The organism is Dactylosporangium sp. CS-047395, assembly GCF_050942185.1.
Taxonomy (GTDB): Bacteria; Actinomycetota; Actinomycetes; order Mycobacteriales; family Micromonosporaceae; genus Dactylosporangium.
The window spans coordinates 2,218,986-2,242,118 of record NZ_CP192015.1; the positions used below are offsets into that span (position 1 = coordinate 2,218,986).

At 71.8% G+C, this 23,133-nt stretch carries 23 protein-coding genes; 15 read left to right on the forward strand and 8 right to left on the reverse strand.

The window, feature by feature from the left end; translation table 11 throughout:
• Positions 1 to 1,362: a DUF1501 domain-containing protein gene (locus tag ACQP00_RS10280; RefSeq protein ID WP_433217657.1), complete on the forward strand. Its 1,362-nt coding sequence runs from the start codon at positions 1 to 3 to the stop codon at positions 1,360 to 1,362.
• A 287-nt stretch (positions 1,363 to 1,649) separates the two neighbouring features.
• Here the strand turns inward: ACQP00_RS10280 and ACQP00_RS10285 are convergent, their stop codons facing one another.
• Positions 1,650 to 2,069 (reverse strand): SSI family serine proteinase inhibitor, encoded by a 420-nt coding sequence (locus ACQP00_RS10285; protein WP_433217659.1) that lies wholly within the window; start codon positions 2,067 to 2,069, stop codon positions 1,650 to 1,652.
• 170 nt (positions 2,070 to 2,239) lie between these two features.
• Between ACQP00_RS10285 and ACQP00_RS10290 the strand changes: the two genes are divergently transcribed.
• Together ACQP00_RS10290 and ACQP00_RS10295 are read left to right on the forward strand one after the other, a co-directional pair.
• Positions 2,240 to 2,845: a MarR family winged helix-turn-helix transcriptional regulator gene (locus ACQP00_RS10290; protein WP_433217661.1), complete on the forward strand. Its 606-nt coding sequence runs from the start codon at positions 2,240 to 2,242 to the stop codon at positions 2,843 to 2,845.
• Positions 2,846 to 2,990: 145 nt separating this feature from the next.
• Positions 2,991 to 3,338, forward strand: coding sequence for an STAS domain-containing protein (locus tag ACQP00_RS10295; RefSeq protein ID WP_433223799.1), 348 nt, complete (start codon positions 2,991 to 2,993; stop codon positions 3,336 to 3,338).
• 72 nt (positions 3,339 to 3,410) lie between these two features.
• On the opposite strand, the gene ACQP00_RS10300 is transcribed toward ACQP00_RS10295, so the two are convergent.
• Both ACQP00_RS10300 and ACQP00_RS10305 read right to left on the reverse strand, forming a co-directional pair.
• Positions 3,411 to 4,433 carry a YihY/virulence factor BrkB family protein gene (locus tag ACQP00_RS10300; RefSeq protein ID WP_433217663.1) on the reverse strand — a complete coding sequence of 341 codons (1,023 nt, stop codon included), beginning with the start codon at positions 4,431 to 4,433 and terminating at the stop codon, positions 3,411 to 3,413.
• Between the two features lie 44 nt (positions 4,434 to 4,477).
• Complete coding sequence (locus tag ACQP00_RS10305) at positions 4,478 to 4,873, reverse strand: response regulator (protein ID WP_433058243.1); 396 nt, start codon at positions 4,871 to 4,873, stop codon at positions 4,478 to 4,480.
• A gap of 43 nt (positions 4,874 to 4,916) precedes the next feature.
• Between ACQP00_RS10305 and ACQP00_RS10310 the strand changes: the two genes are divergently transcribed.
• Entirely contained in the window at positions 4,917 to 5,759 is an 843-nt protein-coding gene (locus tag ACQP00_RS10310) for a hypothetical protein (RefSeq protein ID WP_433217665.1), read from the forward strand.
• Here ACQP00_RS10310 and ACQP00_RS10315 read toward each other — a convergent pair.
• Positions 5,720 to 6,100, reverse strand: coding sequence for a MerR family transcriptional regulator (locus ACQP00_RS10315; protein WP_433217667.1), 381 nt, complete (start codon positions 6,098 to 6,100; stop codon positions 5,720 to 5,722). The two genes, ACQP00_RS10310 and ACQP00_RS10315, sit on opposite strands and share 40 nt — an antisense overlap.
• A 51-nt stretch (positions 6,101 to 6,151) precedes the next feature.
• Here ACQP00_RS10315 and ACQP00_RS10320 point away from each other — a divergent pair, with 51 nt between their 5' ends.
• From ACQP00_RS10320 to ACQP00_RS10335, 4 genes are all read left to right on the forward strand, one after another.
• Positions 6,152 to 7,120 carry an aldo/keto reductase gene (locus tag ACQP00_RS10320; RefSeq protein ID WP_433217669.1) on the forward strand — a complete coding sequence of 323 codons (969 nt, stop codon included), beginning with the start codon at positions 6,152 to 6,154 and terminating at the stop codon, positions 7,118 to 7,120.
• A 178-nt stretch (positions 7,121 to 7,298) separates the two neighbouring features.
• Positions 7,299 to 9,431 (forward strand): chorismate-binding protein, encoded by a 2,133-nt coding sequence (locus ACQP00_RS10325; RefSeq protein ID WP_433217671.1) that lies wholly within the window; start codon positions 7,299 to 7,301, stop codon positions 9,429 to 9,431.
• A 26-nt stretch (positions 9,432 to 9,457) separates the two neighbouring features.
• Positions 9,458 to 10,261 carry a YhjD/YihY/BrkB family envelope integrity protein gene (locus ACQP00_RS10330; RefSeq protein ID WP_433217673.1) on the forward strand — a complete coding sequence of 268 codons (804 nt, stop codon included), beginning with the start codon at positions 9,458 to 9,460 and terminating at the stop codon, positions 10,259 to 10,261.
• A gap of 56 nt (positions 10,262 to 10,317) precedes the next feature.
• Positions 10,318 to 11,556 carry an MFS transporter gene (locus ACQP00_RS10335; RefSeq protein ID WP_433217675.1) on the forward strand — a complete coding sequence of 413 codons (1,239 nt, stop codon included), beginning with the start codon at positions 10,318 to 10,320 and terminating at the stop codon, positions 11,554 to 11,556.
• Positions 11,557 to 12,104: 548 nt separating this feature from the next.
• On the opposite strand, the gene ACQP00_RS10340 is transcribed toward ACQP00_RS10335, so the two are convergent.
• From ACQP00_RS10340 to ACQP00_RS10355, 4 genes are all read right to left on the reverse strand, one after another.
• Entirely contained in the window at positions 12,105 to 13,394 is a 1,290-nt protein-coding gene (locus tag ACQP00_RS10340; RefSeq protein ID WP_433217677.1) for a methyl-accepting chemotaxis protein, read from the reverse strand.
• Positions 13,395 to 13,466: 72 nt separating this feature from the next.
• Complete coding sequence (locus ACQP00_RS10345) at positions 13,467 to 14,393, reverse strand: sugar kinase (RefSeq protein WP_433217679.1); 927 nt, start codon at positions 14,391 to 14,393, stop codon at positions 13,467 to 13,469.
• A complete protein-coding gene (locus ACQP00_RS10350; RefSeq protein ID WP_433217681.1) occupies positions 14,390 to 15,283 on the reverse strand; it encodes a dihydrodipicolinate synthase family protein in 894 nt (297 codons plus the stop codon). The genes ACQP00_RS10345 and ACQP00_RS10350 overlap by 4 nt, the downstream gene beginning before the upstream one ends.
• Before the next feature lie 20 nt (positions 15,284 to 15,303).
• Positions 15,304 to 16,557, reverse strand: a complete 1,254-nt coding sequence (locus ACQP00_RS10355) for a mandelate racemase/muconate lactonizing enzyme family protein (protein WP_433217683.1) — start codon at positions 16,555 to 16,557, stop codon at positions 15,304 to 15,306.
• A gap of 166 nt (positions 16,558 to 16,723) precedes the next feature.
• Here ACQP00_RS10355 and ACQP00_RS10360 point away from each other — a divergent pair, with 166 nt between their 5' ends.
• The 7 genes from ACQP00_RS10360 to ACQP00_RS10390 are packed head-to-tail and all read left to right on the forward strand — an operon-like array spanning position 16,724 to position 23,128.
• Entirely contained in the window at positions 16,724 to 17,551 is an 828-nt protein-coding gene (locus tag ACQP00_RS10360; RefSeq protein ID WP_433217685.1) for an IclR family transcriptional regulator, read from the forward strand.
• Positions 17,552 to 17,563: 12 nt separating this feature from the next.
• On the forward strand, positions 17,564 to 18,430 hold the full coding sequence (locus ACQP00_RS10365) for a carbohydrate ABC transporter permease (RefSeq protein WP_433217687.1): 867 nt from the start codon (positions 17,564 to 17,566) through the stop codon (positions 18,428 to 18,430).
• On the forward strand, positions 18,427 to 19,314 hold the full coding sequence (locus ACQP00_RS10370) for a carbohydrate ABC transporter permease (protein ID WP_433217689.1): 888 nt from the start codon (positions 18,427 to 18,429) through the stop codon (positions 19,312 to 19,314). The genes ACQP00_RS10365 and ACQP00_RS10370 overlap by 4 nt, the downstream gene beginning before the upstream one ends.
• Before the next feature lie 44 nt (positions 19,315 to 19,358).
• Positions 19,359 to 20,651: an ABC transporter substrate-binding protein gene (locus ACQP00_RS10375; RefSeq protein ID WP_433217691.1), complete on the forward strand. Its 1,293-nt coding sequence runs from the start codon at positions 19,359 to 19,361 to the stop codon at positions 20,649 to 20,651.
• Complete coding sequence (locus ACQP00_RS10380; protein WP_433217693.1) at positions 20,648 to 21,808, forward strand: mandelate racemase/muconate lactonizing enzyme family protein; 1,161 nt, start codon at positions 20,648 to 20,650, stop codon at positions 21,806 to 21,808. The genes ACQP00_RS10375 and ACQP00_RS10380 overlap by 4 nt, the downstream gene beginning before the upstream one ends.
• On the forward strand, positions 21,801 to 22,538 hold the full coding sequence (locus tag ACQP00_RS10385; protein ID WP_433217695.1) for an SDR family NAD(P)-dependent oxidoreductase: 738 nt from the start codon (positions 21,801 to 21,803) through the stop codon (positions 22,536 to 22,538). Before ACQP00_RS10380 ends, ACQP00_RS10385 begins: the two co-directional genes overlap by 8 nt.
• Positions 22,535 to 23,128, forward strand: coding sequence for a bifunctional 4-hydroxy-2-oxoglutarate aldolase/2-dehydro-3-deoxy-phosphogluconate aldolase (locus ACQP00_RS10390; RefSeq protein ID WP_433217697.1), 594 nt, complete (start codon positions 22,535 to 22,537; stop codon positions 23,126 to 23,128). Before ACQP00_RS10385 ends, ACQP00_RS10390 begins: the two co-directional genes overlap by 4 nt.
• The last annotated feature ends 5 nt before the right edge of the window (positions 23,129 to 23,133 follow it).

The window sequence follows — 23,133 nt, forward strand, 5'->3', positions numbered from 1 at the left end:
ATGAACAACGACTTCCCCGACGGCGAGCGCCGGCCGCAGAACCTCGACGAGCTGCAGCGGCACGGGCCCAACCTGTGCGAGGCGGCGCTGCGGGTGCACGCCGAGAAGGTCACCGACGAGCTCGCGGCCGAGCGCGACAAGTGGAGCAAGGGCTTCACCCGCCGCCGGCTCGTGCAGGGTGCCGGCTTCGTCGGCGTGGCCGCGCTCGGCACCCAGCTGGTGACCAGCCGGGTCTCGTTCGCCGCGCCCGAGGACAACAAGAACACGCTCATCGTGATCTTCCTGCGCGGCGGGATGGACGGGCTGTCCGTGGTGGCGCCCGGCGACGACGCCAACTACCGGCAGATGCGGCCCAACATCGCGGTGCCGATGGCGGCGATGAAGGCGGTCGGCCGCGGCTTTGGGCTGAACCCGGCGATGGCCTCGCTGTATCCGCTGTGGGACGCCGGCAAGATGGCCGCCGTGCACGCCGTGGCCTCGCCCGACGCCAGCCGCAGCCACTTCCAGGCCCAGGACGCCCTCGAACGCGGGGCCGCCTCGGTCGCGGTACGCACCGGCTGGCTCGACCGCGTGCTCGCCCAGATGGGCCCGGGCACCACGTTCCGCGCGATCGCGCAGGGCTCGGCGCTGCCCCGCTCGCTCGTCGGCGGCGAGCAGGCGATCGTGCTCAACGGCATGCGCGACTTCCGCATCGACAACGACAACATGCGCACCCAGACCATGGACGCGCTCAAGACCCTGTACACCGGGCTCGACCACCCGCTCGCCGGTACCGCCGGCTCGACGCTGCAGGCGATCGCGACCGCGCAGAAGCTCTCGAACACGCAGTACCGGCCGGCGGAGGGGGTGCAGTACCCCGGCGGCGGTCTGGCCGATCGGCTGCGGGACATCGCGCAGCTGCTCAAGGCCGGCGTGGGCCTGCGCATCGCCGCGCTCGACGTCGGCGGCTGGGACATGCACACCAACCTGGGCCGCGTCGACGGCGGCGACATGAAGAACTCGCTCACCAACATGTCCGACGCGATCGCCGCGTTCTGCACGGACATCGGCCCGCTGCTGGACAACACGACCATCATCACGATGAGCGAGTTCGGCCGGCGCGTGCAGGAGAACGGCAACGTCGGCGTCGACCACGGCCACGGCAACGCCATGCTGCTCTTCGGCGGCGGCCTCAACGGCGGCAAGGTGCACGGCAACTGGCCCGGGCTGGCCGCGTCCTCGCTCGACCAGGGCGACGTGGCGGGGGCCAACGACTACCGCGACATCCTCGCCGAGATGCTCAAGAAGCGCTTCGGGGTGGGGGATTCGGCGGCTGTGTTCCCGAACCGCGACTTCAAACAGCTCGGGGTGTTCAAGGGTTAGCCGCTGTCTGGGGGTTTCCGGAAGGTCTCAGCAGTGTATGGGCGACCTGGCAGCGGGGTTTTCGCAACCCTCTGGGGCTGGACGGGCACTGGAAGGTCTCAGCACTGTATGGGCGCGTTGGCAGCGGGGTTTTCACAACCCACTGGGGCTGGACGGGCACTGGAACGTCTCAGCACTGTATGGGCGCCTTGGCAGCGGGGTTGGACCGTCGAATGTCCTGAAAAGCGGTGGGGGAGCTTCGCTCCACCCACACCCCCTCAAAACCGCACCGGGGTCTTTTTTCCGGCTTAGAGGCTGAACACGGCGCCTGTTGTTGTGGTGAGGCTGCAGGCGTTGCCGAAGGTGTGGCGGTAGGCGACCTTGCGGCCCTTCCAGCTCCCATTGGCGGTGACGGTTACCGGGTCCCACTGCATGGTGCAGGCGCCGCCGGCGAGTTGGAGGCGGTCCGGGCGGCCGCCGACCTTGGCCAGTTGGGAGCAGGCGCTGCGGGCCTGTTTGTGGGTGCCGCCGGCCGGTTGGCAGGTGAGCGACGCCCGCTGGCGGCCCGGGGCGGTTGAGGACTCGCCCTTGGCCACGGTCAGGACGAGCCGGATCGTCTTCGCGTTCGCCGCCGGGGCCGCGAGGGCCGCCCCGGGCGCCACCGCCTCCGTCGCGCCGACCGCTGCCAGCAGCACCGCCGCTGACACGACCACCCGTGCTACACCCATTCGTGACCTCCGCTGCACCTGAACTGGTGAGCGCAGCCTACGCCGTTCTGTCCGAAAAATCCGGATTTTGTACTTCCTGATCGCGCGACAATTTCCCCCGCATCTTCCCTCGTATCATTCCCACGCATCGACACGCGGGACTAGGGTGCTGGGTGTTGGAGGTTTGCCCCGTGCCCCAGGAAGCGCAAGCCCAGAAGCTCGTCGCCGGCTTGGTCCGGGTGGCCGTGATGGCGCCCGTGGACGGCCCGGAACCCGCGCACGGCCTCCCGCCCGCCCATCGGCAGGTCATGCTGCTGCTCGGGCGGCGCGACCGGGAATACCGGCTCTCCGAGCTCGCCGGCGATCTCGGCTCCTCGGTGGCCGCCACGATGGCGCTGCTCTCCCCGCTGATCGCCGAGGGCCTGGTCGAGATGCGCCCCGCCCCGTCGTACGCGGCCCGCGACATGCGGGTGGCCGCGACCGACAAGGGGCTCGCGACCACCCCGGCCCCGGCCAACTGGGCCGATCGGCTGCTCGCCGAGGTCGACGGGCTCAACGACACCCAGCAGGCCCGCCTCCTGCGCATGGTCACCGCGCGGATCGGCCTGCTGCAGCAGCAGGGCAGCATCCCGGTCACCCGGATGTGTCTGTCCTGCCGGTTCTTCGACGGGTACCGCCATCCCGGCACCACCACCCCGCACCACTGCTGGTTCGTCGACGCCCCGTTCGGGTACCGCGAGCTGCGCCTGCACTGCCCGGACCACATCCCCGGCGAGCCCCCGAAGCCGAAGTACTGACGGTTCGCGCACGCTGCGTGCAGGCTTCCACACGGCGGCAGGCCTCCGGTCGCCGGGCCGCCCGGCCGTTGTGCACGCACCGGTGAACCTTGGCACGCCGCCCGCTGCGCACGGCGGGAAGTGCTCTTATGCTGTTCGCGTGAGTATGTCGGTGACCGTCAACGTGACCATGGACGGATCGACCGTGCTCTCGGTGCGGGGCGAGATCGACCACAGCAACGCGGCCACGCTGCGTCAGGAAATCGTCGTCGCCGCCGCCGAGCGCCGCCCGAGCACGTTGCGCGTGGACCTCGGCCTGGTCACGTTCCTCGACTCGGCGGCCGTCGGCGCCCTGGTCGCGGCCCAGCGCGAGGCCAGTGCCGAAGGCGTGCGCATGATCGTGTACCGCGCCAGCCCCTTCGTGCACCGCCAGCTCCGCATCGCCGGCGTACACGAAATGCTCGGCGCCCCGCTGGAGCAGGACGCCGACCACATCCCGTACACGCCCTTCTAGACGCTTCCGCCGCCGTAGAACCCGGTGCGGTGCTGAGGGGGTGTGGGTGGAGCGAAGCTCCCCCACTGTTCTTCAGGACATCGAACGGTGTTCGACGGTGCCAGAAAGACCTTCCGTTGCGTCGGGCTTGATGTGCCGGTCGTCGCGCAGCGGGACGTACGGCTCCTCCTCCGGCTTCAGCCCGGCCTCGATGGCCCGTTCGCGCTCGAGTTCCGCGTCGAACTCGGCGCCGAGCAGGATCGCCAGGTTGGAGATGTACAGCCAGACCAGGAACGCGATGATGCCGCCCAGGGTGCCGTAGGTCTTGTTGTACGACCCGAAGTTCGACACGTAGATCGCGAAGCCGCCCGAGGCGATCAACCAGATCACGACCGCGAGCGCGCCGCCCGGAGTGATCCAGCGGAAGCCGTGGTGGCGGGCGTTCGGCGAGGCCCAGTACAGAATGGCCAGGATCAGCAGGACGACCAGCAGCAACGCCGGCCACTTGGCGATGTCGAAGACCTGCACCGACTCCTTCGACAGCCCGACCCAGCCGCCCGCCTGCTCGGCGAACCGGCCGGTGAAGACCACGCTGAGCGCGGCCAGGGCGATGAGGGTGCCGACGGCGACGGTCACACCGAGCCGGATCGGCAGCACCTTCCAGATCGGCCGGCCCTCGGGCACGTCGTAGATGGCGTTGGCGGCGCGGATGAACGCGCCGACGTACCCCGAGGCGGTCCACACCGCGCCGAGCAGACCGACCGCGGCGAACAGTCCGGCCACGTGCGAGCCCTTCTTCAGCTCGTCGATGGCGCTGGTCATCGGCCCGGCGATGGAACCCGGGAACAGCTGCTGCACGTTGGTCAGGACGGCCGACTGGGTCGTGCCGGTGAGCAGCAGGCCGGAGACCGACAGCAGCACCAGGATGCCCGGGAAGATGGACAGCACGCCGTAGTACGTCAGCGCGGCGGCCCAGTCGCTCAGGTTGTCGTTGTTGAATTCCTTGAGGGTCCGCTTCAGCACCTGGAACCACGAGCGCTTGCTGAGGTCGGTGGGGCTGTCGGGACCACCGGTCTTGGGGTCGTCGTCCTCGGGGGTTTCCGGTTCAGCTGCCATGGGTCGCCACCTCCACGCTCCCTATGCCCCCGCCGGAGTGCCGGTTAACCCTCCGGCTGGACCCGTCCGGCCCTGATGAGGGCGGTTTGCACGGTGTCGACCAGTTCGGTGGCGCGGAACGGCTTGGCGATGACCGACGCGTCCTCGCCGAGGTCGATGACGGCGGCGTCGAAGTACGGCAGGCCCGACATGTACATGATCAGCGCGTCCGGGCTGCTGGCCCGCACCGCCTCGGCCACCTGCACGCCGGTGCCGTCGTTGAGCTTGAGGTCGGTGATGGCGAGATCGACGCCCTTGGGGTGCTCGGCCAGGACCCGCTCGGCTCCCGCGAGTCCGGAGGCGGTCAGGACCTCGGCCCCGGCCCGGCTGAGCACCCGGCGCACGATCTCGCACAGGTCCGGCTCGTCGTCGACGACCAGGATGCGCAGGTGCTCGAGCATGCCACCACGATATGCCGAGCGGCGGATGCTAGCGTGCGGTTCCATGAACGGCGGAGGACGCTCGCTCGGCGACTTCGTACGGCTCGAGCGGCCGCCGCCGCCGACTCCGGCGAGTCGCCGCCTGCGCCGGCTGCTGCTGCTGACCGCCGTGGCGACCGTGGTGGTCGACGTGATCAACCTGCAGTACTCCGCCGAGGCGGGCTTCGGCCTCGGCGTGCGGACGTTCTGGGCGGTCCTGCGCGCGATCGGCTTCCTGTTCCTGATGCGCGAGGTGCGCTTCGGCCGGCTGACCGCCCGCCCGCTGGGCCTGATCCTGGCCGTGACCACGGTGTTCGCCTCGGCGCGGCTGGCCCAGCCGAAGGAGGGCGACTTCCTGCCGCACCTGCCGGTGGTGGCCGGGCTGGTCGTCGTCGCGGTGCTGTGCGCGGCGGTGGTGTGGCAGCTGTTCCGCTCGCCCGGCATCGACGAGCACCTGACCCGGCGCAAGCCGCGGCGCGTGGTGCCGCCGTGGGTGCTCACGGCCCGGGTGGCCGCCCTGTCGTACTCCGCCCTCATGTTCGTGCCGTGCCTGGTCGCGCTCGGCTCGCTGTTCGACACCCCGCGCCTGCGCCCGGAGATCTCGGTGCCGCTGGTGGTGTCGTGGTTCGTGCTGGGGCTGGTGATCGGCCTCGTGGCGGGCATCATCAGCTTCGTGACCCTGTTCGGGCACGGCTGGGCGCGGCTGCTGCTCGGGTTCATCTCGGTGTTCGTCCTGCTGGTCCAGCCGACGCTGTGCTACCTGCTGCTGGGCTGGGACGGGCTGATCCGCGACGGCACGCCGATGGTGATCGCCGCCCTCGTCTGCCTCTACGGCCTGGGCAGGTCCCGGGTGTCGCCCTCCGCGTAGAACTTGATCTTCGACTCGATCAGCTCCAGGTCGGTCCGCAGCGCGGCGATCCGGTCGAGCACCTGCTGGCGATGCTCCTCCAGCAGCACCCGGCGGCTCTCGTACGTGCCCGGCCCGATCCGGCACAGCTCGGCGTACTGCCGCATCTCCGCGATCGACATGCCGGTCGCCTTGAGCCTGGTGAGGATGCGCAGCATGCCCAGGTCCTGCTCGGAGTACCGGCGATGGCCGTTCGTGCCCCGGTCGGGCGGCGTGAGGAGGCCGGCGCGCTCGTAGTACCGCAGCGTATGGGCACTCAGCCCGGTCTGCTCCGACACCTCGGCAATGGTGAGACCCTGCATCTTCCCGAGTGTATTTGACTTCGAGCGCACTCTAAGGGGGAGTGTGATGGCATGCGCAACAGAAACCTCGGTGCTCTGACCACGTCCGCCCTCGGCCTGGGCTGCATGGGCATGAGCGAGTTCTACGGACCCGGCGACGACGCCGAGTCGATCGCCACCATCCACCGCGCGCTCGACCTCGGCGTGACCCTGCTCGACACCGCCGACATGTACGGCCCGTTCACCAACGAGCAGCTCGTCGGCCGCGCCATCGCCGGCCGCCGCGACGAGGTGGTGCTCGCCACCAAGTTCGGCATCCAGCGCGAGGACGGCAACCGGCGGATCAACGGCCGGCCCGACTACGTGCGCCAGGCCGTCGACGCCTCGCTGCAACGCCTCGGCGTGGACCACATCGACCTGTACTACCAGCACCGCGTCGACCCGACCGTGCCCGTCGAGGAGACCTGGGGCGCGCTCGCCGAGGCGGTCGCCGCCGGCAAGGTGCGCCACCTGGGCATCTCGGAGGCGTCCCCGGACAGCGTCCGGCGCGCGCACGCGGTGCACCCGATCAGCGCCGGGCAGTACGAGTACTCGCTGTGGAGCCGCGACCCCGACGACGCCATCCTGCCGCTGTTCCGGGAGCTCGGGATCGGGCTGGTGGCCTACAGCCCGCTCGGCCGCGGCTTCCTCAGCGGCGAGATCACCAGCCCGGACCAGTTCGGCCCGGACGACTTCCGCAAGAGCAACCCGCGCTTCCAGGGCGAGAACTTCCAGAAGAACCTGGACCTGGTGGCCGAGGTCAAGCAGCTCGCCGAGGCCAAGGGCGCGACCCCGGCCCAGCTGGCCCTGGCCTGGGTGCTCGCCCAGGGCGACGACATCGTGCCGATCCCGGGGACCAAGCGGCGCTCGTACCTCGAGCAGAACGTGGCCGCCCTGGACCTCACGCTCACCGCGGACGACCTCGCGGCGATCGAGAAACTCTCGATCGGCCGGGACGTGGCGGGGGAGCGGTACGCCGAAATGGGTTCCCTGAACAAGTGAATGCTGGCGCGCACGGGCGGGCGTCGCGTACGCTCTGCCCGTGACCGCGCGAATGACCAGTTGGTGGCCCGCCTGACCGGCGGCCATCCACTTCGCGCTATCGCGGCCGTCCTCCGAGGCGGCCGCTCTGCTTTTCCCGCAAGGGGGCCGTCTCCCGAGCCCCTGAAAGGGAATCGCCATGCTTGCTCCGTTCGCTCTGCTGCGCCGTGAAGGCCGGGACACCGTCGAGGTGCTCACCGGCCCGGTGTCCACCGTGGACACCCTGGCCGAGATCCCCGACGAATGCCTGGCTCTGGTCCCGTTCCGCCAGGTCCGCGAGCGCGGCTTCGACTGCGTCGACGACGGCACCCCGCTGTCGGTCCTGCACATCGAGTCCCGCTCCGAGGTGCCGGTCGAAGCGATGCTCGCCGACCTGCCGGACGTCCCCATCGACCTGGCGAACGCCGGCTTCGACGTCAGCGACGACGAGTACGCCGGCATCGTGGAAACCGTCCTGCGCGAGGAGATCGGCCGCGGCGAGGGCTCGAACTTCGTCATCCACCGCGTCTTCGAGGCCGATCTCACCGGCGACCCGGTCGCGGCCGCCCTGACCGTCTTCCGCCGCCTGCTGACCCGCGAGCGGGGCGCGTACTGGACGTTCGTCGTGCACACCGGCACCCGCATCCTGGTCGGGGCCACGCCCGAGCGGCACGTGAGCGTCGACGACGGCCTGGTGATGATGAACCCCATCAGCGGCACCCTGCGCGGCGTCCCGTCCAAGCCCGCGGTCCTGGACTTCCTGGCCGACCGCAAGGAGATCGACGAACTGTCCATGGTGCTGGACGAGGAACTCAAGATGATGGCCACCGTGGCCGACCTCGGCGGGCAGGTCATCGGCCCGTACCTCAAGGAGATGACGCACCTCGTCCACACCGAGTACCTGCTCGCCGGCCGCGGCTCCCGGGACGTCCGCGAGGTCCTGCGCGAGACGATGTTCGCCCCGACGGTGGTGGGCAGCCCGATCGAGAACGCCTGCCGGGTGGTCGCCCGCCACGAGCACCGCGGCCGCGGCTACTACGGCGCGGTCCTGGCCCTGCTCGGCCGGGACGCCGCGGGCCGCCAGACGCTGGACGCCCCGATCCTCATCCGCACCGCCGACATCGCCGTCGACGGCCGCCTGCGCGTCCCGGTGGGCGCGACCCTGGTGCGCCACTCCACCCCGGCCGGCGAGGTGCAGGAAACCCATACCAAAGCTTCTGCGGTACTGGCGGCGCTCGGCCTTCAATCGTCCACAGTGGATGCTCCCGGTGCGGTTCCGGACGTGCGCCTGGCCGCCGACCCCGAGGTGCAGGCGGCGCTGACCGCGCGCAACGCCACCCTGTCGCCGTTCTGGCTGCAGCCGCGCGACGGGCTCGCCGCGGACCCGGCACTCGCGGGCCGGCGCGCCCTGATCGTCGACGCGGAGGACACGTTCACCGGCATGCTCGTCCACCAGCTGCGCGTCCTGGGCCTGGACACGACGCTGGTCCGCCACGACGCCGAGTTCACGACGGCCGGCTACGACCTGGTGATTCCCGGTCCCGGCCCGGGCGACCCGCGGCAGCTGACCGACCCGAAGATCGCCCGCATGCGCGGGATCGTGTCGGACCTGCTGGAGACCGGCCGGCCGATGCTGGCCATCTGCCTGAGCCACCAGCTGGCGGCCGGGCTGCTGGGGCTGCCGCTGCGCCGCAAGGCGTCGCCGTACCAGGGCATGCAGCGCGAGATCGACCTCTTCGGCCGCCGGACGCGGGTCGGCTTCTACTCGACGTTCGCCGCCACCTACGACGCCGCCGTGCTGGCCACCCACGACGCCCGCGATGGCGGCGTGCTGGCTGCCCGCGACGCCCGCGACGCCCGCGCGCTGGCCGCCCGCGACGGCGGCGTGCCGGGTGTTCGCGACGGCGGCGTGCTGGCCGCCCACGACGCCCGCGACGGCGGCGTGCTGGCCGCCCACGACGCCCGCGACGGCGGCGTGCTGGCCGCCCACGACGCCCGCGACGGCGGCGTGCTGGCCGCCCACGACGCCCGCGACGGCGGCGTGCTGGCTGCCCGCGACGCCCGCGACGGCGGCGTGTCGGCCACCCACGACGGCGGCGTGCTGGCCACCCGCTACGGCCCGGTGGAGGTGGCCTGCGACCCGGCCAACGGCGACGTCCACGCGCTGCGGGGCCGGACGTTCGCGAGCCTGCAGTTCCACCCGGAGTCGGTCCTCAGCCAGGACGGACTCGGCGTGCTGCGGGAATTGTTGGCTGTTCTGCTCGACCTCCCAGTGGGTACTGCATCCGAGTGAACATGGTGGTGCGCTTCGGTCGTCTGGTGGGCCGGTTCTTTCGCGGCCGCGACCTGAACCTCCACGCCGCGGCGGTCACCTTCTACGCCGGCATCGCGGTCGTCCCGGTCGCGCTGCTGGCGCTGCGCCTGGCCGCCGCGCTCGCCGGCCCGGACCGGATGCGCCACCTGGCCGCGCCCGTGCTCGCCGCCATGCCGACCCGCATGGCGGCGGGCGCCGGGGTGCTCCTCGACGCCGGCCTCGCGATGAGCTGGTGGCTCACCCTGGTCGCGCTCATCCCGGCCACCCTCTACGGCGAGGGCCTGCGCCGCGCCCTGTCCTCGCTGTCCGGCGAACCGGGCGGCGCCACCGTCGGCTGGCGCGGCCGCATCCTCGTGCTCCCGCTCATCGCCTGCGGCCCGGTCCTGGTCCTGGCCCTGCTCGCCGCGCTCGGCGCCCCGGCCCGGCACCTGCGCGCCGGCGGCTGGACGGCGGTCTGGTCGGTGGTCGTCAGCTTCCTCATCGTCTGGCTGGTCCTCAGCCCCGTCTTCATCCTCGTGTACCGCCTGATCTCCCCCCTCCGCCCCGGCTGGCCCGTCACCGCCGCGGTCGGCTCGTTCACGGCCGCGAACGTGTCAGGCTTCGCCCACGGCTTCGTGCTGTTCTGGGCGCTGCCCCTCGACCTGGGTGCTCCGTTCGGCGGCCTGGACGCGGTCGGGGCGACGGTGGCGGTCGGGCTGTGGCTGTACCTCTTCCACCTGCTCACCCTCGTCGGCTACGCGGCCACCATGCAGGCGAACCGCTGGCTGCTCTTGCGTTCCGCCGCACGGTCGACAATGCTTCCGAATTAGTTTCACCTCTGTTCGCCGCCTGTCTTCGTCTCCCCCCGCCCTCGAGGAGCCGGCCAGTGGATCAGCTCTCGGCTCCCGCGAGCCCGGCCGGGGCCCGCGACCGCCGCGCCCGCGTCGCCGTGGCCGGTGCCTACTTCGTGCAGGGCTTCTGCTTCGCCGGCCTGCTCACGCAGGTCGCGAGCCTGCAGAAGCGGTTCGGCTTCGACGACACCCAGCTCTCCCTGGTCCTGTTGGCCGTCCCGGTCGTGGCCGGCATCGGCAGCGTGGTCGCGGGCCTGCTCTCCGCCCGCCTCGGCAGCTCCCCGGTCCTGCGCGCCGGCGGCCCCGGCGTGTGTGTGGCCATCACGGTCACCGGCTTCGCCGCCGAGCGCTGGCAGCTGTACCTTGCGCTGGCCCTCGTCGGCCTGATGCTCGGCCTGGTCGACGCGACGATGAACATGCAGGGCGTGGGCGTGGAGCGCCGCTACGGCCGCCCGGTCCTCAACTCCTTCCACGCCGTCTGGAGCGCCGGCGCCATCCTCGGCGCCCTGGCCACCTCCGGCACCGCCCGCCTGGACTGGTCGATCGGCGCCTCGCTGGCCACGGTCGCGGTCATCGGCGCCGTGCTCGCCCTGATCGCCGGCCCCGGCCAGTTGCGCCGGTCCGAGGAGGCGCAGGAGATCCCGGCCGCCACCCAGGCCGCCGCCGAGGCCTCGATTCCCTGGCGCCCCATCATCCTCATCGGCGTGGCGATGATGCTCATGTTCATCGCCGACTCGGCCGTGTCCAACTGGAGCTCGGTCTTCATCGAGAAGGCCCTGCACGCCAGCACCGCCGTCGCCGCCCTGGGCCTGGCCGCCTACCAGGCCACGATGCTGGTGGGCCGCACCGCCGGCGACCGCCTCGTGAGCCGCTTCAGCCCCACGGCGGTGGTCTCGGTCGGCGGCGTGGTCGGCGGCCTGGGCCTGCTCCTGGTGGCCGTCTCGACCACCCCGGCCCTGAGCATCGCCGCCTTCGCGGTCGTCGGTCTCGGTCTGTCCCTCGTCGTACCTCAGTCGTTCTCGGCCGCGGGTCGCCTGGACCCGGCCGGAACCGGAATCGCCATCGCACGCGTCAACCTCTTCAACTACGTCGGCTTCGTCGTGGGCGCAGGGCTGATCGGCGCCGTGGCCGAGAGTCTCTCCCTGCGCTGGGCCTTCGTCATTCCGGCGGTCATGGCCGTCGGCATCGTGATCCTGGCGCCGTCCTTCCGGACCCACGCCCCGTCTGCGGCCGCACCGGCCGCGCCCGCCGCGGCCCCGGAGGCCGCCGGCTGATGCTCGCTGTCTCCTAACAGCAGCGGAAGGTTTCGCGCTGTAAGGGCGCTTTGGCAGCGGGGCTGATTCTCACTGTCTTCTAGCAGCAGCGGAAGGTCTCTCGCTGTAAGGGCGCCTTGGCAGCGGGGTCTACCGCGTGATGTCCTGAAAAACAGTGGGGGAGCAAGCTCCACCCACACCCCCTCAACACCGCACCGGGCCCGGCGGGCGGCGGCACGTCCTGCTGTTACGGGTCTCTGGTCGCTGTCCGAGGCTGATGCTCTCTGTCTCCTAGCAGCAGCGGAAGGTCTCCCGCTGTAAGGGCGCTCTGGCAGCGGGGTCTACCGCGTGATGTCCTGAAAAACAGTGGGGGAGCAAGCTCCACCCACACCCCCTCAACACCGCACCGGGCCCGACGGGCGGCGGCACGTCCTGCTGTTACGGGTCTCTGGTCGCTGTCCGAGGTCGTATTTCTTTATGTCGCTTGTCTGTACTTCCGAGGCCGAGCCTAGCCTCGGGGTACGACATTTTTCCGGCGCCGGCAGTGCTCAAAGCTCAAGGCTCAAGGCTCAGGGCTGGTGGGCGGTCGCGCTGACCTTCTCCGCTGCCGCGGCGACCGAGCTGCGGGTCGTGGTGGCCAGGTTGCTCTGCTCGTGCAGGGAGGCGGCCACCTCGCGCTGGGCCGTGGCGACCGCGCCCAGCCGGTCCGCGACGCCGCCGACCGCGCTCGCCGCCGCCGTTGCGCCCGCGGTGACCTGGCCGACGGTCGTCTCGATGCGGCTGGTGGCCGCGGCTGTCTGCGCCGCGAGCTCCTTGACCTCGTTGGCCACCACGCCGAAGCCCTTGCCGGCCTCGCCGGCGCGAGCGGCCTCGATGGTCGCGTTGAGCGCCAGCAGCTTGGTCTGATCGGCCACGGCCTGGATGAGCCCGGCGACCGTGGCGATGTCCGCGATCGAGGTCTCCAGCTGGCTGATGACCGCCCGCGCGTGGTTGGAGTCGGAGAGCGCCGACTCGACGTCGCCGACCGCGCCCTGCACCGTGGCGTTCATGCCGGCCAGCGCGGCCTGGAAGGACTCCATCGCCGAACCGGCCTCCGCGCCGAGGCGCACGCCGGCGTCGGACACGTCGGCCAGCACCGTCTCCAGGCGGCGCCCGAGCTGCTCGCTGCGCTCCACCTGCTCCGCCGCGTTCGCCGCGGCCTGCTCCTCGCGCAGCGCCGCCGTCGAGGCCGCCGCGCGCAGCTGCTCCTGGTTCTCCGCCGCCAGCCGCTCGCGCTCGATGTCGGCCTCCGCGTCGGCCGCGGCCGAGAAGCGCCAGTACGTCAGCTGCGTCGCGCACATCGCCACCACGAACACGACGTGCAGCAGCGAGAACCAGACCGGGTGCGCGCGGGCCTGCGGCGTGGAGTACACCATGGACGGCATCGTCATCCCGATCGCCACGTGGTGCACCCCGACCAGCAGGACGCCGAGGAACAGCGGGACCCAGTCCTGGTACAGGCTGACCAGTCCCACCACGACGAAGAAGTGGAAGTGCAGGTCGGTGAGCCCGTTCCCGGCGTGCACGAGCGCCATCGCGCCCAGCAGCAGCCCGATCGAGACCGCGACCGAGCCCCCGCGCCGCGTCCGCGCGATCCCGCCCGCCAGCGCGCACAGCACTACGCCGGCGATGAAGCACCAGACCAGCCAGGCCTCGCCGTGCGCGTGCTCCCCGACGACGTCGTGCCCGTCGACGATGGCCAGCACGATGAGCAGGGGCGCGTGCAGCCACAGCACCACGGTCAGCGCGCGGTGCCGCGAGCGGAACGCCGCGTCGCTCAGCCTGACCTTCGGCATGAGCCAGGAGAGCAGTCCGGGCATGGTCGTGGGCCCCCTACGTCCGTCGGAACACCCACTTCATCGGCAGTCCGCTGTGGATCTGTAGGGACGCGTTCACATCAGCGAGGCGTCCGCGACGAGCGCCGCCGCCTCGTCCGCACCCGGCAGCCCGTCGGTGTCCCCGGGCGCCCCGATCACTCCGGCGGCGAACCGGGACCCGAGCCACGCCGCCCCCCGCGGCCCGATGCCCCGCAACCGCGCCCCCAGATACGCCCCCGCGAACGCGTCCCCGGCGCCGACGGGATCCACGATGCGCACCGCCGCGCTCGGCATGTGCACGGGACTTCCCGCCTCGCCGAACCAGCACCCGTCGGCGCCGCCCTTGAGCACGACCTCGCCCACCCCGGCCGCCGCCGCGCGCCGGAACACCTCATCCGGCTCCGAGGTCCCGAACAACGGCCGGGCCTCTTCGACCCCGAGCAACAGCCACGCCGTCACCGGCAGCAACTCCAGCAACAGCTCCGTCATCGGCGGCAGCCCGGGCCGCAGATTCGGATCGAGCGCCAGGTGTACCCCCGGTGCCCCCGCCACCCGCCGCACCGCCCGTCGAGGCCCGGGGCCCAACGCCGCCGTCAGCCCGGAAACGGCGACGACGGTCGGCCCGGCGGCCAGTGCCCGCTCCGCGTCCTGCTCGTCGAGCGCCGACGCCGCCGAGCCGGACCGGTAGTAGTACACCCGCCGCGCCCCGTCCCCGCGGACATCCTTGGCGAACACCCCGGTCGGCCGCCCCGGGTCCACGCCGACCAGCCCCGTCTCCACCCCGAGCCGTTCCGCGGCGGCAACCACGCGCTCCCCGAACGGATCGGCCCCGACCCGGCTGCAGAACCCGGCCCGCACGCCGGCCCGCCGAACCGCGGCCAGCAGGTTCAGCTCCGCCCCGGCCACGTGCACCGAGGCGGTCGCGCACTCCGCGAGGGCCCGGCCGTCGGCGGGCTGGAAGAGCACCATCGCCTCGCCCAGCCCGACCACGAACGGGCTCACAGGCCCAGGTCCGTCAGAATCTCGTCCAGCGCGCCCAGGGTCCCGGCGTCGGCCTCGGTGGCGGGGGAGCGGACCGCGGTCGAGGCGATCACTCCGCGCCGGTGCAGGACGTGCTTGTGGATGGACCAGGCGATCCCCGGCTGCAGCCCGAACCGGATCAGCGGCAGCAGCCGGTTGAACGCGGCCCGCGCACCCGCCCGGTCGCCGCCGCAGAAGGCGGCGAGCACCGGAGCGAGCAGGTCCGGGAACTCGCTCGCCGGCATGGTGCCGACCGCCCCGCGCGCGTACTCCTCCAGGACGAACAGCGCGTTCTGCCCGCCCAGCACGAGAAAGTCGTCGGCCGTGGCGTCGACCACGGCACCCAGCTTCGGCGCGGTCGGCTGCGTCTCGACCTTCACCGAGGTCACCCCGTCGAGCTTGGAAAGCTCCACGATCAGCGGTACCGGCAGCTGCACCCCGGTCGACGCCGGCGCGTCCTGCACCATCACCGGCAGCCCGCCCTCCGCCGCCACCGCACCGTAGAAGTCCACGATCTGGCTCGGCGACGGCTTCACCATGAACGGCGGGATCACCATCCCGACGCTTGCTCCGCCCTCGGCCGCCGCCCGCGACTGGAGGATCGCGTCGGCGGTCCCGGTCGCCGAGATCCCCGCCACGACCGGCGTCCCGGCCGGAAGCTCCGCCACCACGGCACGGAGGATCTGCTCCCGCTCGGGCGCGCTCAGCGAGAACCCCTCGCTCGCGAACCCGAACACGGCCACCCCGTCGACGCCACCGGCGACCGAGAACGTCACGAGCCGGCGCAGACTGTCGAGATCGAGCCCCCCATCGTCGCGAAACGGCGTGGCCAGCACCGGAATCAGACCGCGGGCATCGGACGAGCGGGTCACGGGACCTCCAAACGAGCGGTTCACTGGTCTTCCACGAGCGCGCTGATGTCGACCTCGACACCCAGGCCCGGCGCCGTGGGCAGGGGAAACGAGCCGGGGCCGCCGGACAGCGGTGCGGTCAGGATGCGGTTGGCGACCGGGAACGGCCCCGGCTGGAACTCGAACGCCGGCATGGCCTCGATCGCCGCCGCGACGTGCAACCCCGCCGCCAGCACCACGCCGAGCCCGACCGAATGGTGCGGCGCCACCGGCACGTGGAAGGCGGACGCCAGCTCGGCGATCGCCATGGCCTCGGTGATCCCGGTCCGGCCCACGTCGGGCTGGGCCAGATCGAGCGCCCGGGCCTGGAGCCACTGCCGGAACTCGTACCGGTGCCGCATCGCCTCGCCCGCCGCCACCGGCGTGATCAGGGCCGCCGCCAGTTCGCGGTGCCCCTCCAGGTCCTCCGGCGCGAGCGGCGCCTCCAGGAACCACGCACCCCGCTCGTCCAGCGCCCGCCCGAGCCGCAGCGCGTCGGCCAGGTCATAGGCCCAGTGCGCATCCACGGCGACCCGGATCCCGGTCGCGGCCACGGCGTCGTACGCGGCGAGGTCCTCGTCCACGCCGTGCCCGAGATGCAGCTTCACGTGTGTTGCACCATCTGCAAGCCACTTGCGAGCCAGCTCGGCCCGGGCCGCATTGTCGGCAACCGGCAACCCGGACACGTACGTCGGCACCGTCGCCCGGAACGCCCCGCCCAGCAGCGCGTGCACGGGAAGCCCGGCCGCCTTCCCGGCCAGGTCCCACAGCGCGATGTCCACCGCGGCGAGCGCGTCGGCCTGATGCCCGCCGAGATGCCCGCGCTCGCGCATCAACCCGGAGAGCCGAGCCCACCACGGCCGCACCGCCCGCGGATCGACACCCGGCGAGCCCGCGCCCGCGACACCCGGCGAGCCCGCGCCCGCGACACCCGGCGAGCCCGCGCCCGCAACTCCCGGCGTGCCCGCGCCCGCGAGACCCGCGTCCGCCGGCGGCAGCGGGCCGGGGTCCAGCAGGATCGGGGCGAGCAGCCGGTCGACGATCGCCTTCGGCACCTCGGGACCGACCGGGGCCAGGCACTCGCCCCATCCCACCGTGCCGTCGTCGCAGGTCAGGCGGACGACCATGGTCTCGTACCGGTCCGAGTACAGGCTGCGCCACGGCGGGCGCAGGTAATAGGGACGGTCCGAGGCCTCCCGGGTGGCCGCGCCGAGATACACGTCCTCGCCGCGCAGCTTCACCGCCCACGTCGTCACGTCAACGATCCTCAAGCGCGCCTCCCGCGGCCAGACTTGCACGTTGCTTCCAGAATTCGACCCCGACGGCGCCGATTTTGCAAGTGATCACCACATAGCGGTTGACCACTTGCAACATGCGGGCTATGTTTCCGTACCACGCAACGGATTTCCAGAGAGGGATCTGATGGCCACGGATGTCGGAGGCAACCAGAGCGTCGAGCGCGCGCTGTCGATCCTGCGCGTGTTCACCGTGGGGCGCAGCGAGCTGCGGGTCTCCGACATCGCCAAGCTCGTCGATCTCGGGCTCTCCACGACCTCGCGGCTGCTGGCGACGCTCGAGATGGCCGGGTTCGTCGACCGCGATCCGATCAGCGGGCTCTACCGGATGGGGCTGGACATCGTCAGCCTCGGCGGGGCCGTGCTCAACCTGCACCCCGTGCACCGCGAGGGCCGCCAGATCGCGCAGAACCTGGCCGCCGAGGTCGGGCTCGGGGTCAACGTGGCCATCCGGCGCGAGGGGCACCTGTTCTACCTATTGAACTTCGAGGGCCGGCAGGCCCCGCGCTCGTTCACGCTCGCCGGGCAGCACAACCCGCTGCACGCCACCGGACTCGGCAAGGCGCTGCTCAGCGGGATGGACCACGAGGAGCGGATGCAGGTGCTGCGGCCGGTGCTGCAGCGGGGGTACACGCCGCGCACCATCACCGACCCCGACGAGCTGGACGCCGAGATCCGCCGGTCCCGGGCCCGGGGGTACTTCACCGAGGTCGAGGAGCTGGCGCTCGGGCGGGCCTGCCTGGCGGTGCCGATCCGGGACGTCTCGGGCGACGTGGTGGCCGCGCTGTCGGTCTCCGGGCCGCTGTCCGCCATCGACCTGCCGAACCGGGAGGCCGACCTGGCCCGGGCGGCGATCGAGGCGGCCGACTCGATCAGCATCGGCCTGGGCTACATCGGCCCCGGCTACCAGGGCTCGGCCTACTTGTACGAAGCAAGCGTGGAAGAACCGCGGTGAGGTGGTGAGGAGATGAAGGACCGCACGTTCGGCTTCCTGCTGACGTTGCCGGCGCTCGCGCTGCTGGGCGCGGTCGTGCTGTACCCGCTGGTCGGCGCCCTGTCCACCAGCCTGTTCCACCAGAGCCTGGTGCTGCCGGGCCGCTCCTTCGCCGGGCTGGACAACTTCACCGCGGTGCTGCACCAGAACTTCTGGCCGGTCCTCGAGCACACGCTCGTGTTCACGATCGGCTCGACGGTCGTGCCGGTGCTGATCGGGTTCGCGCTCGCGCTGGCGCTCAACAGCCGCATCCGGGGTCGGGCCGTGCTGCGCGGGCTGTTCCTGATGCCCTGGGTGATCCCCGGCGTCGTGGTCTCGTTTGTCTGGCTCTGGATCTTCAACGCGAACTACGGCCTGCTCAACGGGCTGCTCACCACCCTGCATCTGACGGACGAGCCGATCACCTGGCTCGGGCAGCCGGGCACCGCGATGGCCGCCATCATCGTGGCCAAGAGCTGGGCCAGCTTCCCGTGGATCATGGTCATGCTGCTGGCCGGGCTGCAGACGGTACCGGTGACCCTGCACGAGGCCGCGGCGCTGGACGGCGCCGGGCCGGTGGCGCGGTTCTGGCACGTGACGCTGCCGCACCTGCGCGGGATTCTCGGCATCGTCGTGCTGCTCGAGGTGATCTGGAACGTGCAGCACTTCGACATGATCTACGTGCTCACCGGTGGAGGACCGGCCGGTTCGACGACGACGTTCGCCGTCGCCGTGTACGACACCGCGTTCAAGGCCTTCGACCTGGGCACCGCGAGCGCGCTCGGCGCCCTGTGGCTGGTGCTGATCCTCGGCCTGACCATCGTCTACGTGCGCCTGTCCGAGCGGGGGGAGCGGGCATGACCGTGCAGGAACTCGTACGGCCCCAAACGACCCCGCCCGCCGCCGACCGGACGCGCCGCACCCGCCGGCCGCGGACGTTCCTGGCCGCCAGCACCGTCGCCGTCATCGGGGTGTTCGCGTTCGGCCCGATCTACTGGGTGCTGGTGACCGCCCTCACCCCGACCCAGGACGTGTTCCGGTTCCCGCCCCACCTCGTGCCCGACCACATCACGTTCGAGCACTTCGGGGCCATCTTCGAGAACCCCAAGCTGCTCCGGTACCTCCTGAACTCCCTCATCGTCTCCGCGATCACGGCCGTCCTGACCGTCATCGTGTCCGCGTACACCGGATACTCGTTCGCCAAGTTCCGCTACCGCGGCCGCCGCTCGCTGATGTACCTGGTGCTCGCCTCGCAGATGTTCCCGCAGGCGCTGCTGCTGATCACGCTGTACCTCGTGTTCAGCCAGGCCGGCCTGCTCAACTCGTACCTCGCGCTGATCCTGTCCTTCACTACCTTCACGCTCCCGCTGTGCGTGTGGATGCTGAAGGGCTTCTTCGACACCATCCCCGACGAGCTCATCGAGGCGGCCAAGGTGGACGGGGCCGGCCAGGGCGCCATCATCCACCGCATCCTGCTGCCGGTGTCGCTGCCGGGACTCGTCGCGACCGGACTGTTCGCGTTCATCCGCGGCTGGAACGACTTCATCTTCGCCCTCACGCTCGCCGGCCCGGACAAGCAGACGCTCCCGCCCGGCCTGGTCAACACCTTCCTCGGTGAGTTCGAGACCGCCTGGCCCGACCTGATGGCCGCCTCGCTCGTCGTCTCCCTCCCCGTCGTCATCGGCTTCACCGTGCTGCAGCGCTACCTGGTCGCCGGCCTCACCTCCGGCGCGGTCAAGGGCTGACAACGCGATACACCCCCGAACACCCCGAACGAAAAGAGCCAGCCATGAGCATCACCAGACGCTCGCTCCTGAGCGCACTCGGCATCTCCGCCGGCGCCGCCGCGCTGGCCGCCTGCGCCCCGTCCACCAGCGCGCCCACCCCGGCCGGCACCGAGGGGCTCAAGGACGACGGGGTCAAAGAGTTCCCGCTCACGTCCTGGTCGTACAACGAGGCCGTCACCAAGCAGCCGATGCAGGACGCCATCGACAAGTACACCGCCGCCAACGCCGGGGTGAAGATCAGCACGCCGTCGTACCCCTACAACGACTACCTGAACCAGCTGCTGCTGCAGGTGCAGGGCGGTCAGCTCGCCGGCGCGATCCAGCTCGACGTCGCCTGGCTGGCCACGCTGGCCGCGACCGGCAAGCTGCTCGACCTGAAGTCGGTGGCGGGCGGGCTGGACTACGCCCCCGCGGCGCTGAGCCTGGGCCAGTCCAAGGGCACCCAGTACGGGCTGCCGTGGACGTTCGCCGGCATCGGCCTGATCGCCAACAACGAGCTGCTCACCAGGGCCGGGGTCAGCGGCCCGCCGAAGACGGTGGCCGAGTTCGAGGCGGCCCTGACCGCGGTCAAGGGGCTCGGCAACGGCATCGTCCCGTGGGCCGGCATGACCAAGGTCGACCAGCTCAAGGACGTCATCCCGTGGATGTGGGAGTTCGGCTCGCCGATCGTGCAGGACAACAAGGTGGTGATCGGCGACGACGGCAGCGTCGAGGCGATGACGTGGTACAAGAAGCTCTACGACCAGAAGCTCATCGCGCCCGACGTGAACCGGGTCGACGCCCGGGCGCTGATGTCGCAGGGCAAGACCGCCTTCTACGAGGACGCGATCGGCGGCAAGGCGACGGTCGCGAAGTCCTCGCCGGACAAGGACCTCGGCACCAAGATGACCCCGGTCGCGCGGCCGGTCAAGAACGCCGGCGACAAGCCCCGCCACCTCGCCTGGGGCCAGGTCATCGCGGTCATGAACGGCTCCGGCGCGGCGGCCGCGGCGAACTTCGCCAAGACCGTCACGACCGACAAGAGCTACACCATCGACTGGTTCACCAAGACCGGGCTCCCGCCGACCACGAACGCGGGGCTGGCCGACGCGACGGTGAAGAACGACAAGTTCGCCACCGACTTCACCGCCCAGATCGGCGCCAACTCCAGTGCCAGTCCCTTCTGGGTGTACCCCCAGTTCTCCCAGATGGAGAAGGTGCTGGCCGAGGAGGTGCAGGCCATCCTCATCGGCAAGAAGTCGCCCAAGGACGCCCTGACGTCGGCCCGCGACCGGATGAACGCCCTGATCAAGTGAGCCTCACCATCGCCTCCGTGGAGGCCGTCGCGCTCGCCGCCCCCTTCGCGCGGCTGTACGGCGGCGCCGACCGGGTGCCGGACTGGCTGCTGACGCCCGCGTCGAGCCATCGCGTACTGCCCCGGCTCGGGCAGTACACGACGCTGGTCCGGATCAGGACGACCGACGGGCTGGAGGGCATCGGCGAGGCCTATGGCCTGCCCGAGCCGCGGGTCACCGCGACGATCGTCGGGAGCCTGCTGGCGCCGATGCTGCTCGGGCGGGACGCGGGCGCGTCGGAGGCGCTGTGGGAGCTCATGTTCGGCGCGCAGGCCGCGGCCGGGCGGACCGGCGGCTTCTACCTGGAGGCGATCAGCGGGGTCGACCTCGCGCTGTGGGACCTGCGGGGCAAGGCCGCCGGGCTGCCGGTGCACCGGTTGCTCGGCGGGCCGGTCCGCACCACGGTGCCCGTGTACGCCTCGCCGATCCCGTTCCTGCCGTCCACAGTGGAGTCGGCTGAGCACGCACTGTCCTTCGTGGACGCCGGGTTCCGCGCGGTGAAGCTCAAGCTGGGCCGGAGCTTCGACACCGACGTCGCCCACGCGGCGGCGGTGGCCGCGGCGCTGGGCGGCAAGGCCGCGCTGAAGGTGGACCTGAACTGCGCGTACGACGTGAAGACGGCGATCCGGCTCGGCCTCGCCCTCGAGGAGCTGGGTGTGCGCTGGCTGGAGGAGCCCTTGACGACGGATGACGTCGCGGGGCTGGCCGAGGTGCGCGCGGCCGTGCGGATCCCGGTCGTGACGGGCGAGAGCGAGTTCAGCCGGTACCGCTACCGGGATTTCCTGCTCCAGCGGGCGGTGGACGTCGTCATGCCGAACCTGGCCCGGGCCGGCGGCATCACCGAGGCGCGGCGGATCGCGGCGCTGTGCTCGGCCTTCCACGTGGACGTCTCGCCGCACGGCGTCGGCTCCGCGGTCGGCGTCGCGGCCGCGCTGCAGTTCGCCGCAGCCACCCCGAACGTGCCGGTCTACGAGTACAACCGGCTGCCCAACCCGCTGCGCGACGACCTCGCCGCGTTCGAGCTGCGCGACGGCGAGCTGGTCGTGCCGGACGGGCCCGGGCTCGGCATCACGCTCGACGAGGAGGAGATCGTGCGGTACGAGGTGTTCCGTGCCTGACCTCGCGGTGGTCACGGGCGCGGCCGGGGGACTCGGCGCGGCGATCGCTGCCCGGCTGTCCGCCGACGGCTTCGCGGTGCGCGGGATGGACCGGGCCGACGGCGACCTGACCACGGAGGACGGTGTGGCCGCCGCGTTCGCCGGGCTCGCCGCGGTGCGGGTCCTCGTGCACTGCGCGGGCATCACGGCCGGGGCACCCGCGCACGAGACGTCGCTGCGGGACTGGCACGCGGTGCTGGACACCAACCTCACCTCGGCGTTCCTGTGCGCCCGCGCGGTGCTGCCGGGCATGATGGCGGCCGGCCGCGGCGTCATCGTGACGATCGGCTCGATCCACGGCCGGGCCCACTTCCCGGCGCTGCCCGCGTACGCGGCGTCGAAGGCCGGCCTCACCGCGTTCACCCGCCAGCTCGCCGTGGACTACGGCCGGTACGGCATCCGCGCGGTCACGATCTCGCCGGCCTGGGTCCGCACCCCGGACACCGAGACGCGGGTGGCGGACCCGGACGACCTGGCCCGCCTGGCCGAGACCCAGCGGCTCGGCACCCCGGACGACGTGGCGGCCGCCGTGTCGTACGTGGTCTCCGACGCCGCCGCCCTGCTCACCGGCACCGAGCTCGTGCTCGACGGCGGCGCGGGCGCGGTGCAGACGGCCGCGCTGCTGCGCCCCGGCCCGCGCGCCAAGCTCGGCCTGCCACCACTGCGAGAGACCGGCGAGGACGCCCCATGACCTTCGACGACGTACTGCGCGGGCGCCGCCTGGTCGCCATCCTCCGCGGTGTGCCGGTGGAGCGCGCGCTGGAGCTGGCCCGTGCGGTGTGGGCAAGCGGGGCCGGCGTCGTGGAGGTCCCGGTGCAGACCGCGGAGGCGTTCGCGTGCCTGCGGGCCCTCGCCGGGGCCGCGCCCGCCGGGGAACTGGTCGGGGCGGGGACCGTGCGCAGCCCGGCGCAGGTCGAGCAGGCCCGCGCGGCCGGTGCGGGCTTCACCGTCGCACCCGGCCTCGACATCGACGTCCTGCGGGCCAGCCACGACGCCGGGCTGCCGCACCTGCCCGGCGTCGCCACCGCCACCGAGGTGCATCACGCGCTCAACGCCGGCTGCACCTGGCTCAAGGCGTTCCCGGCCGGCGCGCTCGGCCCGCGCTGGATCGCCGAGATGCGCGGCCCGTTCCCGCAGGCGCGGTTCGTGGCCACCGGGGGCGTCGACGCGTCCAACGCCCGTGACTACTTCGCCGCGGGCGCGGGGGCCCTCGGCGTCGGCGGGGCGGTCGCCCGCGAGGGCGGCCTCGCCGCACTGCTGGAGGTCCTGCCGTCCGATTGAAGGAG

Bases quoted from the DNA above. Each gene is read 5' to 3' on its own strand.
- ACQP00_RS10370 (WP_433217689.1), top strand. From the start codon at position 18,427: ATGACCGTGCAGGAACTCGTACGGCCCCAAACGACCCCGCCCGCCGCC.
- ACQP00_RS10295 (WP_433223799.1), top strand. From the start codon at position 2,991: ATGTCGGTGACCGTCAACGTGACCATGGACGGATCGACCGTGCTCTCG.
- ACQP00_RS10365 (WP_433217687.1), top strand. From the start codon at position 17,564: ATGAAGGACCGCACGTTCGGCTTCCTGCTGACGTTGCCGGCGCTCGCG.
- ACQP00_RS10390 (WP_433217697.1), top strand. From the start codon at position 22,535: ATGACCTTCGACGACGTACTGCGCGGGCGCCGCCTGGTCGCCATCCTC.
- ACQP00_RS10285 (WP_433217659.1), bottom strand. From the start codon at position 2,069: ATGGGTGTAGCACGGGTGGTCGTGTCAGCGGCGGTGCTGCTGGCAGCG.
- ACQP00_RS10280 (WP_433217657.1), top strand. From the start codon at position 1: ATGAACAACGACTTCCCCGACGGCGAGCGCCGGCCGCAGAACCTCGAC.
- ACQP00_RS10300 (WP_433217663.1), bottom strand. From the start codon at position 4,433: ATGGCAGCTGAACCGGAAACCCCCGAGGACGACGACCCCAAGACCGGT.
- ACQP00_RS10325 (WP_433217671.1), top strand. From the start codon at position 7,299: ATGCTTGCTCCGTTCGCTCTGCTGCGCCGTGAAGGCCGGGACACCGTC.
- ACQP00_RS10340 (WP_433217677.1), bottom strand. From the start codon at position 13,394: ATGCCCGGACTGCTCTCCTGGCTCATGCCGAAGGTCAGGCTGAGCGAC.
- ACQP00_RS10375 (WP_433217691.1), top strand. From the start codon at position 19,359: ATGAGCATCACCAGACGCTCGCTCCTGAGCGCACTCGGCATCTCCGCC.
- ACQP00_RS10310 (WP_433217665.1), top strand. From the start codon at position 4,917: ATGAACGGCGGAGGACGCTCGCTCGGCGACTTCGTACGGCTCGAGCGG.
- ACQP00_RS10360 (WP_433217685.1), top strand. From the start codon at position 16,724: ATGGCCACGGATGTCGGAGGCAACCAGAGCGTCGAGCGCGCGCTGTCG.
- ACQP00_RS10320 (WP_433217669.1), top strand. From the start codon at position 6,152: ATGCGCAACAGAAACCTCGGTGCTCTGACCACGTCCGCCCTCGGCCTG.
- ACQP00_RS10305 (WP_433058243.1), bottom strand. From the start codon at position 4,873: ATGCTCGAGCACCTGCGCATCCTGGTCGTCGACGACGAGCCGGACCTG.
- ACQP00_RS10315 (WP_433217667.1), bottom strand. From the start codon at position 6,100: ATGCAGGGTCTCACCATTGCCGAGGTGTCGGAGCAGACCGGGCTGAGT.